Source organism: Flavobacterium sp. DSR2-3-3 (genome assembly GCF_049896585.1).
GTDB lineage: Bacteria > Bacteroidota > Bacteroidia > Flavobacteriales > Flavobacteriaceae > Flavobacterium.
Map to the genome: position 1 here is coordinate 149,660 of NZ_JAFCUP010000001.1, position 15,586 is coordinate 165,245.

The following is a 15,586-nucleotide window of genomic DNA, read 5'->3' on the forward strand; positions in this document are numbered from 1 at the left end:
TGTTAAAACGTATCGTTAATGCTGTCACTTGATCCAGATTTTCATAAGTAAAATACAATCCCAATGCACATTGGGATTGTTTATATGACACTAATTCTTATTGGAATTATCCCGTAAATAATTCGATGAAACAACACTGATTTTTTTATAATTCTCATTAAAATTTAATGTAATTAATGTATTTCACTATGAATAAAATTATTTCTTTACCTGTCCAAAATAGGAGTTTTCTAAAAAAAATAACCTTATTCCTTTTTTTTATGTCTGCAACGTTACACGCTCAAATCGACAAAGTTGAACCGCCTTTTTGGTATGCAGGAATGCAAAATCCAGAACTGCAGATTCTTTTTTACGGTAAAGACATTTCTCAATACCAAGTTACGGTTTCTAACGGCATAAAAATAACCAATGTTGAAAGAACGGAAAATCCCAACTACATTTTTATTACCATTGATACTAAAAAAGTTTCGGCCTCTGATTTCGTGTTTACTTTTAAAAACAACAACAAAAAAACGTTTACACAAAAATATTCTTTGCAGCAAAGAAGAGCAAATTCCGCGCAACGCAAAAGCTTTGACTCTTCGGATATGATGTATTTATTGATGCCGGATCGTTTTGCCAATGGAAACAGAAACAACGATAGTGAAAATGCTACCCAAGAAAAATACAATAGAGAATTACCGGGCGGAAGACACGGTGGCGATATTGAAGGAATTATAAAAAACTTGGATTACATAGCATCGTTGGGAGCTACAACGATATGGACCACGCCACTTAATGAGGATAATGATGCTGCTTATTCATATCATACGTACGGTCAATCTGATGTATATAAAATAGATCCGCGTTATGGAACAAATGACGATTATGTTCGGTTGGCTTCTGAAATGCACAAAAGAGACCTGAAACTGGTGATGGATTACGTCACGAATCACTGGGGAATTGAACATTGGATGATGAAAGATTTACCTACAAAAGAATGGATTAATCAATTTGATACTTTTACACAAACCAATCATAAAAGAACCGTTATCCATGACATTAATGCATCTGAAATTGACAAAAAAATAACGATTGACGGTTGGTTTGTTCCAACGATGCCCGATTTAAATTTGAAGAATCCTTTGACTTTAAAGTACCTGATTCAAAATGCAATTTGGTGGATTGAATACGCTGATTTGGATGGTTTCAGAGTTGACACCTACAATTATTCAGATCCAAAAGGAATCGCAAAATGGACAAAATCCATTACGGATGAATACCCAAATTTTAATATTGTAGGGGAAGTTTGGATGCAAAGCCAAGCGCAAATGGCATATTGGCAAAAAGACAGTAAAATTGCTGAAATACAAAATTACAACTCGTATTTGCCAAGTGTAATGGATTTCACCTTGTATGAGGCAACCAGCAAAGTTTTTAACGAAGACGAAGGGACTTGGGATAAAGGAATGGTGAAATTGTATGACAATTTCACAAATGATTTTCTGTATCCAAATATCAATAATATGTTGATTTTTGTAGAAAATCACGACACCAATCGTTTCAATCAAACCTACGAAAACGACATTAGAAAATACAAAATGGCAATGACTCTTATGGCTACCGTGCGTGGAATTCCACAGTTATATTACGGAAGCGAGATAGGAATGGCTGGCGATAAAAACAAAGGAGATGCGGACATTCGTAAAGATTTTCCCGGCGGTTGGGAAGGCGATAAAAACAATGCTTTCGTCAAAGGAGGAAGAACTTCGGGACAGAATGACTATTTTAATTTTACTTCTAAATTATTTAACTGGAGGAAAACGAAAGCGGCGGTACATTTTGGGAAAATGACACATTACATTCCGGAGAATAACATTTACGTTTATTTCAGATACAATACAAATGAAACAATTATGGTTTTGATGAACAATAGTACTGAAACCAAAACAGTAAACACAAATCGTTTTAGAGAAAACATCAAAGATTTTAAAACCGGAAAAGATGTTATTTCTGAACTTACCTTTGACGTTACAAACAAAATTACAATAGAACCTAAATCGGTTTTGATTTTAGAACTAAAGTAATTTGAACCAATTAGGTAATTTATACTCACTTACATGAACTTGTAATTCTCATCGGTTTCAAGAAAAATCAATCATTCAATGCTAAAAAAATGAAAAAATATTTAATCCCACTTTTATTATTCACCATGACAATCATAAGTAGTTGCTCCAGTACACAAACGGTTGCCGATAGTAACAAAACACCTTTCGTTTGGGAAGGTGCGAATGTTTATTTTCTAATGACCGACCGTTTTAATAATGGTGACGCTTCAAATGACATAAACTTCAACAGAACCAAAACAACAGGAAAACTTCGTGGTTTTGAAGGTGGCGACATCAAAGGGATTTCTCAAAAAATTGACGAAGGTTATTTTGATAAATTAGGAATAAATGCTATTTGGTTTACACCAATAGTGGAGCAAATACACGATGCCGTTGATGAAGGAACGGGTTTGAGTTATGCCTTTCATGGATATTGGGCCAAAGACTGGACGAACTTAGATCCCAACTTTGGAACAAAAGAAGATTTGGCTGCATTAGTTCAAAAAGCACACGCGCACGGAATCCGAATCATTCTTGATGGCGTGATCAATCATACCGGTCCCGTAACCTCCGAAGATACCGTTTGGCCAAATGATTGGGTGAGAACAGGACCCAATTGTGATTACAAATCGTTTGAAAACACAACCGCATGCACATTGGTTTCTAATCTTCCGGATATAAAAACAGAAAGCAATCAAGCTGTAGCGCTGCCTCCTTTTTTAATCGAAAAATGGAAAAAAGAAGGGCGTTACGAACAGGAAATTAAAGAATTGAACGCGTTTTTCGCTCGTACGGGATATCCAAGAGCACCAAAATATTACATCATCAAATGGTTAACGGATTATATTGCAGATTACGGAATTGACGGGTACAGAGGCGACACCGTAAAACATACAGACGAAACCGTTTGGGCCGATTTTAAAATCCAATGTGATTATGCTTTTAAAACTTGGAAGAAAAACAATCCAACAAAGGTTTTAGACAACAACCCTTTTTACACGATTGCCGAAGTGTACAATTATGGCATTAGTGGAGGACAAGATTTTGATTTTGGAGACAAAAAGATAAACTATTTCAAAAATGGTTTCAACAACATGATCAATTTTGAATTTAAATGGGATGCGCAAAAAGACTATGAATTTATATTCTCCAAATATTCAAACAAGCTGAATAATGACTTGAAAGGATATAGCGTTTTGAATTATTTGTCATCTCATGATGATGGCGGACCTTTTGATGGAAATCGCACCAAAACTATAGAAAGCGGAACCAAATTATTACTGAGCCCCGGACTTTCTCAAGTGTATTATGGGGATGAAAGCGCTCGTTCCTTAATAATCGACGGAACACAAGGCGATGCTACCTTGCGTTCGTTCATGAATTGGGAAGCCATAAAATCAAATCCTGCAACCCAAAAAACGCTGTTGCATTGGCAAAAATTAGGGCAGTTCAGAAGAAATCATCCAGCCGTTGGAGCAGGGATTCATAAGCAAATTTCGGCTCAACCCTATACTTTTTCCAGAACATTCTCTAAAGAGAATTATTCAGATGCGGTGGTGGTTGGATTGGATTTAGCGATTGGTACCAAAGAACTTGCGGTAGGTTCTGTTTTTAAAGATGGAACTAAAGTCAGAGATGCCTATTCCGGAAAAGAAGCAATTGTTTCGAATGGAAAAGTAAGTATTGATTCTGAATTCGACATCGTTTTATTGGAATTGAAAAAATAATTTTAACTCGTCGAATTTAATTAATAAAACTTCAATTAATATTAAAAAAAAACTAACCACATAGAAACATAGAAAAAGAGTAGGACGGCCCAATTCTTGGGTTCACATAGCTATGGTTTTCTTTAAAAAACTGCAACGGCTTTCAAAATTTATGATCTATGTTCCTATGTGGTTAAAAAAATCAATTAAATTGAATTATATCCAATAGGTTAATTTCAAAATAATTTCAACCAAACGCCTTTAGAAATGAAGGCGTTTTTTTATGTTTATCTTTACCAAAAAATAAAATAAAATGCTAAAAATTGCACATCGTGGCGGGAAAGGATACGAACCTGAGAACACCTTCGTTTCGTTCCAAAAAGCATTAGACATGCAAGTGGACGGCATTGAACTCGACGTGCATTTAAGTGCTGATGGCGAGATAATCGTTATTCACGATGAAACTATTGACAGAACGACCAATGGAAAAGGTTTTGTAAATGCATTATCTTTGCGCGAACTAAAAGCTTTTCGAATAAATGGAACACATGAAATTCCAACGCTGGCAGCGGTTTTTGATTTGGTAAACCAAGATTGTTTTATCAATATTGAGCTCAAAAGTTATGAAGTTACAGAAAAAGTAGTTTCGCTACTTGAAAAATACGTTACCAAAAAAGGATGGAACTACGACCGTTTTTTAGTTTCCAGTTTTGATTGGAACGCGCTGCAACAAGTGGCATTTTTAAATGATAAAATTCCAATTGGCGTTTTAACGGAAACCGATTTAGACTTGGCTTTGGCTTTCGCCAAATTCATTCAGGCTAAATCCATTCACCCGCATTTTCATTTATTGACACAAGAAAACACGGCGAAAATGCAACAAAAAGACTTGCAGGTTTTCCCTTGGACTATAAATGAATTAGAAGATATTAAAAAAATAAAAACATTCAACGTAAACGGAATCATCACTGATTTCCCAAATAGAATATGAACCAGAATTTTGATATAATAATTGTAGGCGGCGGCGCAGCAGGATTTTTTACAGCGATTAGTATTGTAGAGAAAAACCCAAAACTGAAAGTCGCGATTTTAGAACGCGGAGCTGAAGTGTTGCAAAAAGTTCGCATTTCCGGTGGTGGAAGATGCAACGTAACACACGCTTGTTTTGAACCGAATGAATTAGTGAAATTCTATCCGCGTGGCGAAAAAGAATTACGAGGTCCTTTTCATCAATTTGGTTCTGGTGATACAATTGAATGGTTTGAGAAACATGGCGTCGAATTAAAAATTGAACCTGACGGACGCATGTTTCCCGTTTCGAATTCCTCACAAACAATTATTGACTGTTTCCTAAAAGCCACACAAAAACTGGGAATTACAGTACTTACTGGACAAAGTGTACAATCAATTTTCAAGAAAGACGCTTTTTGGAAAATAGAAACCCAAAGCGAGAATTACATAGCCGAAAAGCTCGTTTTAGCTACGGGTAGCAATCCTAAAATATGGGAAATGCTACAGACTTTTGGACACGCTGTTGTCAGCCCGGTTCCTTCCCTCTTCACTTTTAATATCAAAGATTCCAGAATAAAAGAATTACCCGGAGTTGCGGCACAAGTAACCGTAAAAGTAAAAGACACCAAACTCAGCGCAACAGGATCATTGTTAATTACCCATTGGGGAATGAGCGGACCGGCTATTTTGAAACTCTCCGCTTGGGGAGCCCGCATCTTGCATGATAAAAATTATCAGTTTACCATTTTTGTAAATTGGTTGAATGATGAAGATACTACGGATGTAGAGAAAAAGCTAAAAGATTTAAAACAAGAACACGCAAAAAAATCGGTTTCAAAGAAATCTCCTTTCGAATTAACCAATAGATTATGGGAAAGTTTGGTGCTCGCTTCAGGAATTGAAGCGGAGACGAAATGGGCCGATTTGTCTAAAATTCAATTGCAGAATCTTGCGAATCAATTAACGAATGGCACTTTTCAAGTAAATGGAAAAAGTACGTTCAAAGAAGAATTTGTGACTGCGGGCGGAATTGATTTAAAAGAAATCAACTTCAAAACCATGGAAAGCAAATTCCATGAAAACCTGTATTTTGCTGGTGAAATCGTAAATATTGATGCGATTACAGGCGGATTCAACTTTCAGAATGCGTGGACTAGTGGGTTTATTGTAGCGAGTGCTGTTGGATAAAATTCTAAAGCAGTAAATTTTTATAAATCACTCAAAATCAAAAAGGAAGTCTAAGTTATTGAGTGAAAGTTTTTTGTAAATTTGTAAAAAAATAAGTTATGACTACGATAAGATTAAAAATAAATGAAAACACTAAAAAAGGCAAAGCCTTTTTAGAAATGGCTCGTGTATTTTTTGAAAATTCAAAAGAAATTGTGCTTATTGAGGAAGATGATAAAAGCCACTATAATCAAGAGTTTGTAAAAAAAATTAAAAAAGCAAGCAAAGAAAAAGGTAGAGTCATGGAAAGTGCAGAGGAATTATGGGAAAGTATCAAGTAATCATTAAACAAACGGCTGAAAAAGATTTATCAAAGCATAAAATATCTGGAGATGTTGCTTCTATAAAAAAAATCTTAAGAATACTTAATGAATTGAAAGACCATCCGTACACAGGTGCAGGAAAACCAGAAGAGTTAAAATATGAATTAAGAGGTTTTTGGTCAAGAAGGATTAATAAAAAAGACCGACTAATATATGAAGTTCAAGAAGATATCGTAACTGTTTTTGTAGTTTCAGCATTGGGTCATTATGCATGAATAAAATTAAGTCGACAGAGGTTGACGAAATGAAATATTTTGTAATTTTTTAAACACTACTAACACCTATTTTTCTGACTAAATCGTAAATATTGACGCGATTACAGGCGGATTTAATTTTCAGAATGCATGGACAAGCGGATTTACTGTGGCGAGTGCTGTTTAGAGCGAAGTCTTTCTAGTACAATACTTTAATTAAGAGAACTTTGGTTTTTGATTAACAAGATTTTACCATTTTGTTTTCATTTTGATGAAATTATTTAAATATGTTTGTAATCAAAATATTACGAATGAATAAAACCTACTTTTTTGTTTCCATACTCTTTTTTACACTTCAATCTGGTTTCTCACAAACTGAAAAATTAATTAAAGGCAAAGTTTTACACGAACAATTTCCTGTAGAAAAAGTTGAAGTTGCTAATTTCAATTCTAAAAAAGTCAGCATTACAAACTCAGCTGGGGAGTTTTCTATTTTGGTAAAAGCGGGCGACGAACTCATTTTTATCTCAAAAAATCATGACATCAAAAAAATTGTTTTGGATCAAAATACCATTAGCAGAAACAATCTTGTAATTTCATTGATCCTTAAACCGGAAGAATTAGAAGAAGTATTAATTACAAAAATGCCGTCAATAAAACTAAGTACTGACAAAGCATACGAACAAGGAAAAATTGACCAATTAGCTGTAGAAAAGTCAGCAAGAAGTTTAAAAACGGGCGTATACAATGGTAGTATTGAAAACGGAATGGATCTGATTCGAATTGGCAAAATGATTCTAAAGCTATTCTTAAAGGAAAAAGAGGCAGTTAAAAAAAAGGGTACTGAGATTGAATTTAAAGCATTGGCTACAACTACCTGCGATCAAAAATTTTATATCGAAACTTTAAAATTAAAACCAGAAGAAATAGCCCTTTTTCTTCAATTTTGTGATGCTGACCCAAAATCGAAAACACTTACAGAAAATAGTAATATTTTATCGCTGATGGATTTTTTATCTACCAAGAATATTGAATTTAAGAAGTTATGAGGCTTTAAAAAATTATACAACTTTTTTTACTCAGCAAACTGATCAATGTAAAACTGAAGACTGAACACTATCCTCTATTCAGCCACCATATACTTCCATTTAACACCGCGGCAAAACTTACCCACGCCAAATATGGAAGAAATAAATAGCCCGCAATTTTATTGATTTTGGCAAATTGAATGTACGTTTCAAAGATCATCAACCACAATACAATAATTTCTAATCCAGCTAACATCGGGTTGTGTAAGCCAAAAAATAAATACGACCACAATGCATTTAGTGCTAATTGTATCGCAAAGAAAATCAACGCTTTTTTCACGGCTTCTTTTTCTATTTCTATTCGGTCCCAAACTAAACCAGCCGCAACACCCATCATCACATACAGCATACTCCAAACTGGTGCAAAAATCCAGTTGGGCGGATTAAAACTTGGTTTTATTAAGGTTGGATACCACGTCGTAATGGCAGAACGAGTAACTGTTCCAGAGAAATAACCAATCGCAAGACACGTAACAACAACAGCTAATATTCGGGTAATTTTATTCATTTTTATATTTTTCTAATGTGAGCCAAAATTACTCAAATCTTTCTAACGATTAACTATCCAATCGAATAAACAAATAACGCAAAAAAAGTATATTTGCATAAATTTATACATTCATGATTTCAGCAACCGATTTTATTCCATCACAATATACACATTCGATTGAAGAAGGCAATTTTCAATGGAGCGCTCCCAGCAATATTGCCCTTGTAAAATATTGGGGGAAAAAAGACAATCAAATTCCTGCGAATCCTTCGGTGAGTTTTACGTTGAATAATTGTAAAACGATTACGAAATTGGCTTTCGCCAAAAAAAATACTTCAACTGCGCTCAACATAAAAGATGATTTTTCTTTTGACTTACTTTTTGAAGGACAATCAAAAGAAGATTTCAAGCCAAAAATCCAAAAATTCCTAGAGCGAATCGAAATCTATTTGCCGTTTTTGAAAGACTACCATTTTACGATTGACACTGAAAATACCTTTCCGCACAGTTCGGGAATTGCTTCATCAGCATCTGGAATGGCAGCTTTGGCGATGAACTTGATGAGTTTAGAAAAAGTATTAAATCCTGAAATGACCGATGAATATTTCTATCAGAAAGCGTCTTTATTAGCACGTTTGGGTTCAGGAAGCGCTTGCAGAAGTGTAAAAGGACAAGTTGTAGTGTGGGGAAATCATGCAAATATCTCCGGAAGTTCGGATTTATTTGGCGTGGAATTTCCAAATGCGGTACATGCTAATTTCAAGAATTTTCAAGATACTATTTTACTAGTTGACAAAGGTGAGAAACAAGTTTCAAGTACCGTGGGACATGATTTGATGCACAACCATCCTTTTGCCGAAAGGCGATTTGCACAGGCGCACGAAAATTTAGACCAATTGATTTCAATTTTCGAAAGTGGGAATCTGGACGAATTCATCAAAATTGTAGAGAGCGAAGCCTTAACTTTACATGCCATGATGATGACTTCGATGCCTTATTTTATATTAATGAAACCGAATACGTTGGAGATTATAAATGCGATTTGGAAATTTAGAAATAAAACTAAAATTCCAGTTTGTTTCACGCTGGATGCCGGCGCAAATGTGCATGTTTTATACCCTGAAAATGTAGCCGAAAAAGTTTTACAATTTATTAAGAACGAATTAGTTGGCTATTGTCAAAATGGTCAGTACATTTGTGACGAAATTGGAAATGGCGCTGTGTTGATTTGATTTATTTTTTTCCTATCTTTATTTTTTAAAGCGCTGAAATTATGGATCTTCAATCAGAGAAATTAGAATTGATAAAAATGTTGTTAAAAACAAATGACAAAGTTATAATTGAGGCTGTAAAAAACATTTTCAAATCAGAGAAAAAAGATGTTTGGAAACAATTATCTCCCGAACAAAAAGAACAAATTGATCTGGGAATCCAAGAAGCAAATCGCGGCGACCAAGTTGATTTATAAAAAGCACTTTACAAATACCTAATTATCAACCCCAAATTGCTAATTTACAATACTATATGAAAGGACCTTTATTTTATTCAAAAATATTACTCTTTGGAGAATACGGAATTATCCGTGACTCAAAAGGGCTTTCAATTCCATATAATTTTTACAATGGCGCGCTTAAAAGAGATGAAAATCCAACTGAAGAAGCCATTAAATCTAATGGTAACTTAAGACGTTTTGTAACGTATTTAGAAACCTTACAAAATGAACAATCCGATTTAGTTACTTTTGATTTAGCAACGTTGAAAAACGATGTGGAAACCGGAATGTATTTTGATTCCAGTATTCCTCAAGGCTATGGTGTAGGTAGTAGTGGCGCACTTGTAGCCGCCATTTACGATAAATATGCACAAAATAAAATTACGGTTCTGGAGAATTTAACGCGTGAAAAATTATTGCAGTTAAAAAATATATTTTCTCAAATGGAGAGTTTTTTCCACGGGAAAAGTTCTGGTTTAGATCCTTTGAACAGTTATTTGAGTATCCCGATTCTGATTAATTCTAAAGATAATATTGAAGCAACCGGAATTCCAACACAAAGCTTTGACGGAAAAGGCGCAGTGTTTTTATTAGATTCTGGAATTGTAGGTGAAACGGCTCCAATGGTGAATATTTTCATGGAAAACTTGAAAGACAAAGGTTTCCGTGCCATGTTGAAAAATCAATTTGTGAAATATACAGATGCTTGTGTAGAAAATTTCCTTGGCGGAGACATGAAATCATTGTTCATGAACACCAAGAAATTATCAAAAGTAGTTTTGAATAACTTCAAACCAATGATTCCGGAACAATTTCACGGAATTTGGCAACAAGGAATTGACAGCAATGATTACTATTTAAAACTATGCGGTTCTGGCGGTGGCGGTTACATCTTAGGTTTCACCGAAGATTTAGAAAAAGCAAAAGCATCGCTAAAAGATTATAAACTTGAGGTCGTTTATCAGTTTTAAACATCCTCTCCCCAACCCTCTCCAAAGGAGAGGGAGGAGAAAAGCTAAAATAGCATCCTTATTATTGGGAGCACATTCTTAAATAAATCTAAATGTTAAGCAGGCAGCACAAACTTCTCCTAATGAAAATTGCAAGTTTGTTCTCTGTGGTTAGAGGCTATAACATTCCCGTCATTATTTTGGCCCAATACCTTTCGGCCATATTTATTTTGGCTCCTGAAAAAAGAGCATTGGACATCCTGCTTGACTTCCAATTATTCATTCTGGTTTTCGCTTCATCCCTTACGATTGCTTCGGGATATATCATCAATAACTTTTATGACAGTCAAAAGGATTTAATCAATCGGCCGAACAAGTCGATGCTGGATCGATTGGTGAGTCAAAAAACTAAACTAAATGTCTATTTTACGCTCAATTTTATTGTGGCATTGATGGCTTTATTTGTTTCCTGGCGCGTATTTTTATTCTTTTCGGGCTATATATTTTTCATCTGGTTTTATTCCCACAAAATAAAAAAATACCCAATAATAGGAAACCTGACTGCTGCTTTACTGGCTGTTTTGCCTTTTTTTGCAATCCTGTTGTATTTTTACACTCGGATTCCATTTGAAGAAATTGAAAATTATAAAAGACAATTAGGCGTCATTTTTTCTCATGCGGCTTTTTTGTTTTTGCTATTGTTGATTCGGGAAATGGTAAAGGATTTAGAAAACCTAAAAGGAGATTTAGCGAATGATTATAAAACGATTCCTATTGTTTACGGAGAAAAAATTTCAAAAAAAATCATTACCTTTTTGACTATTCTGACAATTCTTCCAGTGTACGCTTTAATCGATATTTACGATGTGGGTTACATGGATGTATATTTTTATTTTTGTCTGATTATTCTAATTTTCTTCTTATTATACTTATGGAAATCAAATGCGAAGCCACAGTTTTTAATGCTTCATAACACCTTAAAATTCCTAATTGTAGCTGGTGTTTTTTGCATAGTGTTGATTAATCCGAGTGTTTTGTGGCACGGAAAAAGGTTGTTAATGGTATAATTTGGCCATTTATTACTATTATAAATAGGATAAAAAACCATTACCTTCAATGCTCACAGATACCCCCATTGGCTTAGCCCCGATTACTTCACATAGCTTTTATTCACATCGGAGTTCAGTGAATTTCATTTGCAACGGCATCCTTTCTTGTCTTGAACTTGTTTCAGGATCCTGAAACAACTTCAGGACAAGAAAGATAAAGTGGAAAGCGGGAAATAGCTCCAAAAAACGAAGCTAAAACGTATTAATTAGCTTATAAGCTAGGCAGTTAGCGTTTTTATAATTGGCTGTTATTGATTGTCAACTATATAAATAGTATCTTTGCACAAATTATTGGAATATTATGAATAACAAGGAAGGCAATAATAAGAAAAGTGGTCCAAGAGCAGCTAGCTCAAGACCAAGTTCAAATAAGCCAAAACCTGCCATGCAGAAGCGCGCTCAAGGGCCGAAAAAAGTTAAAGTAAATACTAAAGTTGCCGATATCGCTACTGATAAAGTAGAGAAAAAACCAAATCAAGCACCAAAGAGACCGAAAGTAAAAGACGAAATTCGTTTGAATAAATACATTGCCAATTCTGGTGCGTGCTCGCGTCGTGATGCTGATATTTATATTCAATCCGGGACTGTGAAAGTAAACGGAATTCCTGTTACCGAAATGGGATACATGGTAAAACCGGGGGATGTTGTGAATTTTGACGGTGCTACATTGACGCCGGAGAAAAAAGTTTATATCTTACTGAACAAACCAAAAAACTTTACAACTGCGATGGACGAAGGTCAGGAATATCGTAATGTATTGGAACTGGTGAAAGGTTCTACGACCGCAAAAATTGGCGCAGTTGGAAGGATGGACAAGAATACAACAGGTTTGCTATTGTTTACGAATGACACTGATATGATTCGTAAGTTTACGTTGCCAAGTCAAAAATCATCAAAAATATACCAAGTGTCATTAGACAAAAACTTGAAATTTGAGGATTTAGAAAAAATAAACAAAGGTTTGACTCTTGACGGTCACCGCGTTTTTGTGGAAGATGTAAGTTACATCGATGGTGAAGCGAAAAGTGAAATTGGTTTGCAACTACGATCCGCTAATGTGAAAGTGGTTCGTAATATTTTTGAACACTTTAGTTATGATGTATTGCGAATTGACAGAGTTGCTTTTGCTGGCTTGACCAAAAAGAATTTACCAAGAGGAAACTGGAGGTTGCTTACTGAACAAGAAATCATCAATTTGAAGAACGTTTAATATTTCTTTGAAATTATAAAAATGAAATCCCTTTTGCATAGCGAAATGGGATTTTTTTAATTACAAATCCAACCTAACATCAATATGACACCTGAAAAATTACAATCAATTGCTTTTAAATGGTTTGAAACTTTCAATAATAAAGAATTAGAAAAACTATTGTCTTTGTATGACGAAGATGCCGTTCATTTTAGTCCAAAACTAAAAATGTACAAACCGGAAAGTAACGGTTTTGTTACTGGCAAGGAAGCCTTGCGGGAATGGTGGAAAGATGCTTTTGAGCGGATGCCAAGTTTGAATTACAAAGTAAAATCGGTTACTGCCAATGGTGACCGCGTTTTTATGGAATATATAAGAACGGTTACTGGAGAAGAGGATTTGCTGGTGGCTGAAGTACTGGACATAAGGGAAGACAAAATTATTGCTTCCCGAGTATATCACGGATAATACCTTTTTCAAGAACAATAAAAAACCCTACAACATATTATTTATGTTGTAGGGTTTTCGTTTTAAAAGAAAATTATAATTATCCTTTTAATTTTTTAAGCGGTTCTGATTTTTTGTTTAAACCACGTTTTCTCAACAGCGGTTCAATACTAGGTTCAGCACCACGGAAACGTTTGTACAAAACCATAGGATCTTCGGTCCCACCTCTTTCCAATACATTCTCACGGAATAATTTGGCTTTTTCAGGATTAAATAAAGTAGTTGTCTTGAATGCTTCAAAAGCATCTGTGTCCAAAACTCCTGACCAAATGTAGCTGTAATAGCCGGAAGAATAGCCTCCAGAGAATATATGACTGAAATATGTACTGCGGTATCTTGGAATTATGGATTGTATTAATCCAATTTTTGTCATTGCTGCTTTTTCGAAAGTATTTGCATCAACGGTGATGTCTTTGATTTGAGAATGGTATTCTAAATCCAATAACGAAGCCGCCAAATATTCCGTTGTAGCAAAACCTTGATCAAAAGTACCTGCTTTTTTTAATTTATTTACAAGCGCTTCTGGAATTACTTCGCCCGTTTTATAATGCTTTGCATACATTTTCAACACTTCCGGTTCTGCTGCCCAATTCTCCATAATTTGAGAAGGAAGTTCCACAAAATCTCTCGGAACACTTGTTCCCGCTAAACTTTTATAGGTCACATTCGACAACAATCCGTGTAAAGAATGTCCAAATTCGTGAAAGAAAGTCGTTACTTCATCAAAAGTCAAAAGTGCCGGAGCATTTGCTGATGGTTTTGTGAAATTACAAACGATAGAAACTACCGGAGCGACACGTTTTCCATCAACCGTTTTCTGACTTCTGTACGAGGTCATCCAAGCACCGCCACGTTTTGATTCACGCGGATGAAAATCCATATATAAAACACCCAAATGCGTACCATCTTTTTCTGTCACTTCCCAAACGGTTGCGTCTTCGTGGTATTTTGGAACATTAGTCAACGCTTTGAATTGTATTCCGTATAATTTTTCGGTTACCTGAAAAACGCCTTTTCTAACATTCTCTAAACTGAAATACGGTTTCAACTCTTCTTCGTCTAGATCAAAACGTTCTTTTCTAATTTTCTCTGTGTAATATCTCCAGTCATACGGTTGCACAGCACCTTTTATGCCTTCTTTAGCCATCATTTTCTGAATATCCGCGGCTTCCGTTTTTGCTATTTCCAAAGCTGGTTTCCACAAATCATTCAAAAGCTTATTTACATTTTCCGGAGTTTTAGCCATTGATTCTTCCAAGACATAATTGGAATGTGATTTATAGCCTAACAACCGTGCTTTTTGTCCACGAAGATTTGCTAATTCAACGGCATTCTTCTTATTATCAAATTCATTGTCCTGATTGCCTCTGGTTTGGTACGCATTCCAAATTTGCTTGCGCAATTCTCGATTAGAACTGTATTGAAGAAATGGCATCACACTGGAATTAGAAAGGGTGAAAACCCATTTTCCTTCTTTGCCTTTTGCTTTGGCATCAACAGCAGCAGCATCAATTAATCCTTGTGGCAATCCGGCTAAATCTTTTTTGGAATCAATAACCATTTCGTACGAATTGGTTTCCGCCAAAATGTTCTGACCGTATTTCAAACTGATTAACGAAAGATCTCCGTTTATTTTACGTAATATTTCTTTATCAGCATTTGATAAATTGGCACCACTACGAACGAAATCTTTGTACGCATTGTCTAAAATTTTAGCTTGTTCTAAATTTAAGCCTAGCGTTTCTTTTTTGTCCCAAAGCATTTTTACTTTTGCGAATAATTTCTCGTTCAGGTAAATATTATCTCTGTGCGCGGAAAGATTTGGCGCCATTTCTTTGGCAATATTCTGAATCTCTTTATTGGTATTCGCCGAATTCAGATTAGAAAAAACCGTGTTCACATTTGACAATAATTCCCCGGCATTTTCCATAGCAAGAATCGTATTCTCAAAAGTGGTCGGCTGCGTATTATTTGCAATTGCATTAATTTCAGCTTGATGCGAACTGATTCCTTCTAAAATAGCCGGTTTGAAATGTTCATTTTTAATTTTGTCGAAAGGCGGCACATTAAATGGCGTGTCGTAAGCTTGAAAAAATGGATTCATAGTCGTGTTTTCTTTTTTCTCTTGTGCTTCAATTGTTAGCATATTCCCAATGACTAACAAAATGAAAAAGGATTTTTTTCTCATTTAGGTGTAATTAATTAGAATAGTA

At 35.0% G+C, this 15,586-nt stretch carries 15 protein-coding genes; 13 read left to right on the top strand and 2 right to left on the bottom strand.

What is annotated here, in order from left to right; translation table 11 throughout:
• Positions 1 to 260 precede the first annotated feature (260 nt).
• The 7 genes from ACP7AQ_RS00605 (at position 261) to ACP7AQ_RS00635 (ending at position 7,597) form a co-directional block, all read left to right on the top strand.
• Positions 261 to 2,066: a glycoside hydrolase family 13 protein gene (locus tag ACP7AQ_RS00605; protein ID WP_426093987.1), complete on the top strand. Its 1,806-nt coding sequence runs from the start codon at positions 261 to 263 to the stop codon at positions 2,064 to 2,066.
• Positions 2,067 to 2,155: 89 nt separating this feature from the next.
• Positions 2,156 to 3,814 carry an alpha-amylase family glycosyl hydrolase gene (locus ACP7AQ_RS00610; RefSeq protein WP_426093989.1) on the top strand — a complete coding sequence of 553 codons (1,659 nt, stop codon included), beginning with the start codon at positions 2,156 to 2,158 and terminating at the stop codon, positions 3,812 to 3,814.
• A 292-nt stretch (positions 3,815 to 4,106) separates the two neighbouring features.
• The gene (locus ACP7AQ_RS00615) at positions 4,107 to 4,784 is read left to right on the top strand and encodes a glycerophosphodiester phosphodiesterase (protein WP_426093991.1); all 678 of its coding nucleotides are present in this window, start codon (positions 4,107 to 4,109) and stop codon (positions 4,782 to 4,784) included.
• Positions 4,781 to 5,992: an NAD(P)/FAD-dependent oxidoreductase gene (locus tag ACP7AQ_RS00620; RefSeq protein ID WP_426093993.1), complete on the top strand. Its 1,212-nt coding sequence runs from the start codon at positions 4,781 to 4,783 to the stop codon at positions 5,990 to 5,992. The genes ACP7AQ_RS00615 and ACP7AQ_RS00620 overlap by 4 nt, the downstream gene beginning before the upstream one ends.
• 98 nt (positions 5,993 to 6,090) lie before the next feature.
• On the top strand, positions 6,091 to 6,312 hold the full coding sequence (locus tag ACP7AQ_RS00625; RefSeq protein ID WP_426090355.1) for a DUF2683 family protein: 222 nt from the start codon (positions 6,091 to 6,093) through the stop codon (positions 6,310 to 6,312).
• On the top strand, positions 6,294 to 6,569 hold the full coding sequence (locus ACP7AQ_RS00630) for a Txe/YoeB family addiction module toxin (RefSeq protein ID WP_426093995.1): 276 nt from the start codon (positions 6,294 to 6,296) through the stop codon (positions 6,567 to 6,569). The genes ACP7AQ_RS00625 and ACP7AQ_RS00630 overlap by 19 nt, the downstream gene beginning before the upstream one ends.
• Before the next feature lie 290 nt (positions 6,570 to 6,859).
• A complete protein-coding gene (locus tag ACP7AQ_RS00635) occupies positions 6,860 to 7,597 on the top strand; it encodes a hypothetical protein (protein ID WP_426093997.1) in 738 nt (245 codons plus the stop codon).
• 67 nt (positions 7,598 to 7,664) lie between these two features.
• Here the strand turns inward: ACP7AQ_RS00635 and ACP7AQ_RS00640 are convergent, their stop codons facing one another.
• A complete protein-coding gene (locus ACP7AQ_RS00640; RefSeq protein ID WP_091204369.1) occupies positions 7,665 to 8,144 on the bottom strand; it encodes a TspO/MBR family protein in 480 nt (159 codons plus the stop codon).
• A 113-nt stretch (positions 8,145 to 8,257) separates the two neighbouring features.
• Here ACP7AQ_RS00640 and ACP7AQ_RS00645 point away from each other — a divergent pair, with 113 nt between their 5' ends.
• The 6 genes from ACP7AQ_RS00645 to ACP7AQ_RS00670 all read left to right on the top strand — a co-directional run bounded on the left by ACP7AQ_RS00645 (position 8,258) and on the right by ACP7AQ_RS00670 (position 13,334).
• On the top strand, positions 8,258 to 9,358 hold the full coding sequence (locus tag ACP7AQ_RS00645; protein WP_426064528.1) for a diphosphomevalonate/mevalonate 3,5-bisphosphate decarboxylase family protein: 1,101 nt from the start codon (positions 8,258 to 8,260) through the stop codon (positions 9,356 to 9,358).
• Positions 9,359 to 9,399: 41 nt separating this feature from the next.
• The gene (locus ACP7AQ_RS00650; RefSeq protein WP_426064529.1) at positions 9,400 to 9,594 is read left to right on the top strand and encodes a hypothetical protein; all 195 of its coding nucleotides are present in this window, start codon (positions 9,400 to 9,402) and stop codon (positions 9,592 to 9,594) included.
• 56 nt (positions 9,595 to 9,650) lie between these two features.
• Positions 9,651 to 10,589 carry a mevalonate kinase family protein gene (locus tag ACP7AQ_RS00655; protein WP_091204376.1) on the top strand — a complete coding sequence of 313 codons (939 nt, stop codon included), beginning with the start codon at positions 9,651 to 9,653 and terminating at the stop codon, positions 10,587 to 10,589.
• A gap of 92 nt (positions 10,590 to 10,681) precedes the next feature.
• Positions 10,682 to 11,635, top strand: coding sequence for a geranylgeranylglycerol-phosphate geranylgeranyltransferase (locus ACP7AQ_RS00660; protein ID WP_426094000.1), 954 nt, complete (start codon positions 10,682 to 10,684; stop codon positions 11,633 to 11,635).
• Positions 11,636 to 11,978: 343 nt separating this feature from the next.
• The gene (locus ACP7AQ_RS00665; RefSeq protein WP_426090360.1) at positions 11,979 to 12,887 is read left to right on the top strand and encodes a pseudouridine synthase; all 909 of its coding nucleotides are present in this window, start codon (positions 11,979 to 11,981) and stop codon (positions 12,885 to 12,887) included.
• A gap of 84 nt (positions 12,888 to 12,971) precedes the next feature.
• Entirely contained in the window at positions 12,972 to 13,334 is a 363-nt protein-coding gene (locus ACP7AQ_RS00670) for a nuclear transport factor 2 family protein (RefSeq protein ID WP_426064533.1), read from the top strand.
• Positions 13,335 to 13,413: 79 nt separating this feature from the next.
• Here ACP7AQ_RS00670 and ACP7AQ_RS00675 read toward each other — a convergent pair whose 3' ends face one another.
• Positions 13,414 to 15,561, bottom strand: a complete 2,148-nt coding sequence (locus ACP7AQ_RS00675) for a M3 family metallopeptidase (RefSeq protein ID WP_426094002.1) — start codon at positions 15,559 to 15,561, stop codon at positions 13,414 to 13,416.
• Positions 15,562 to 15,586 lie beyond the last annotated feature (25 nt).

What these genes read in the sequence shown, in the direction of transcription:
- ACP7AQ_RS00605 (WP_426093987.1), top strand. Translation starts at nt 261, where the DNA reads ATGTCTGCAACGTTACACGCTCAAATCGACAAAGTTGAACCGCCTTTT.
- ACP7AQ_RS00610 (WP_426093989.1), top strand. Translation starts at nt 2,156, where the DNA reads ATGAAAAAATATTTAATCCCACTTTTATTATTCACCATGACAATCATA.
- ACP7AQ_RS00615 (WP_426093991.1), top strand. Translation starts at nt 4,107, where the DNA reads ATGCTAAAAATTGCACATCGTGGCGGGAAAGGATACGAACCTGAGAAC.
- ACP7AQ_RS00620 (WP_426093993.1), top strand. Translation starts at nt 4,781, where the DNA reads ATGAACCAGAATTTTGATATAATAATTGTAGGCGGCGGCGCAGCAGGA.
- ACP7AQ_RS00625 (WP_426090355.1), top strand. Translation starts at nt 6,091, where the DNA reads ATGACTACGATAAGATTAAAAATAAATGAAAACACTAAAAAAGGCAAA.
- ACP7AQ_RS00630 (WP_426093995.1), top strand. Translation starts at nt 6,294, where the DNA reads ATGGGAAAGTATCAAGTAATCATTAAACAAACGGCTGAAAAAGATTTA.
- ACP7AQ_RS00635 (WP_426093997.1), top strand. Translation starts at nt 6,860, where the DNA reads ATGAATAAAACCTACTTTTTTGTTTCCATACTCTTTTTTACACTTCAA.
- ACP7AQ_RS00640 (WP_091204369.1), bottom strand. Translation starts at nt 8,144, where the DNA reads ATGAATAAAATTACCCGAATATTAGCTGTTGTTGTTACGTGTCTTGCG.
- ACP7AQ_RS00645 (WP_426064528.1), top strand. Translation starts at nt 8,258, where the DNA reads ATGATTTCAGCAACCGATTTTATTCCATCACAATATACACATTCGATT.
- ACP7AQ_RS00650 (WP_426064529.1), top strand. Translation starts at nt 9,400, where the DNA reads ATGGATCTTCAATCAGAGAAATTAGAATTGATAAAAATGTTGTTAAAA.
- ACP7AQ_RS00655 (WP_091204376.1), top strand. Translation starts at nt 9,651, where the DNA reads ATGAAAGGACCTTTATTTTATTCAAAAATATTACTCTTTGGAGAATAC.
- ACP7AQ_RS00660 (WP_426094000.1), top strand. Translation starts at nt 10,682, where the DNA reads ATGTTAAGCAGGCAGCACAAACTTCTCCTAATGAAAATTGCAAGTTTG.
- ACP7AQ_RS00665 (WP_426090360.1), top strand. Translation starts at nt 11,979, where the DNA reads ATGAATAACAAGGAAGGCAATAATAAGAAAAGTGGTCCAAGAGCAGCT.
- ACP7AQ_RS00670 (WP_426064533.1), top strand. Translation starts at nt 12,972, where the DNA reads ATGACACCTGAAAAATTACAATCAATTGCTTTTAAATGGTTTGAAACT.
- ACP7AQ_RS00675 (WP_426094002.1), bottom strand. Translation starts at nt 15,561, where the DNA reads ATGAGAAAAAAATCCTTTTTCATTTTGTTAGTCATTGGGAATATGCTA.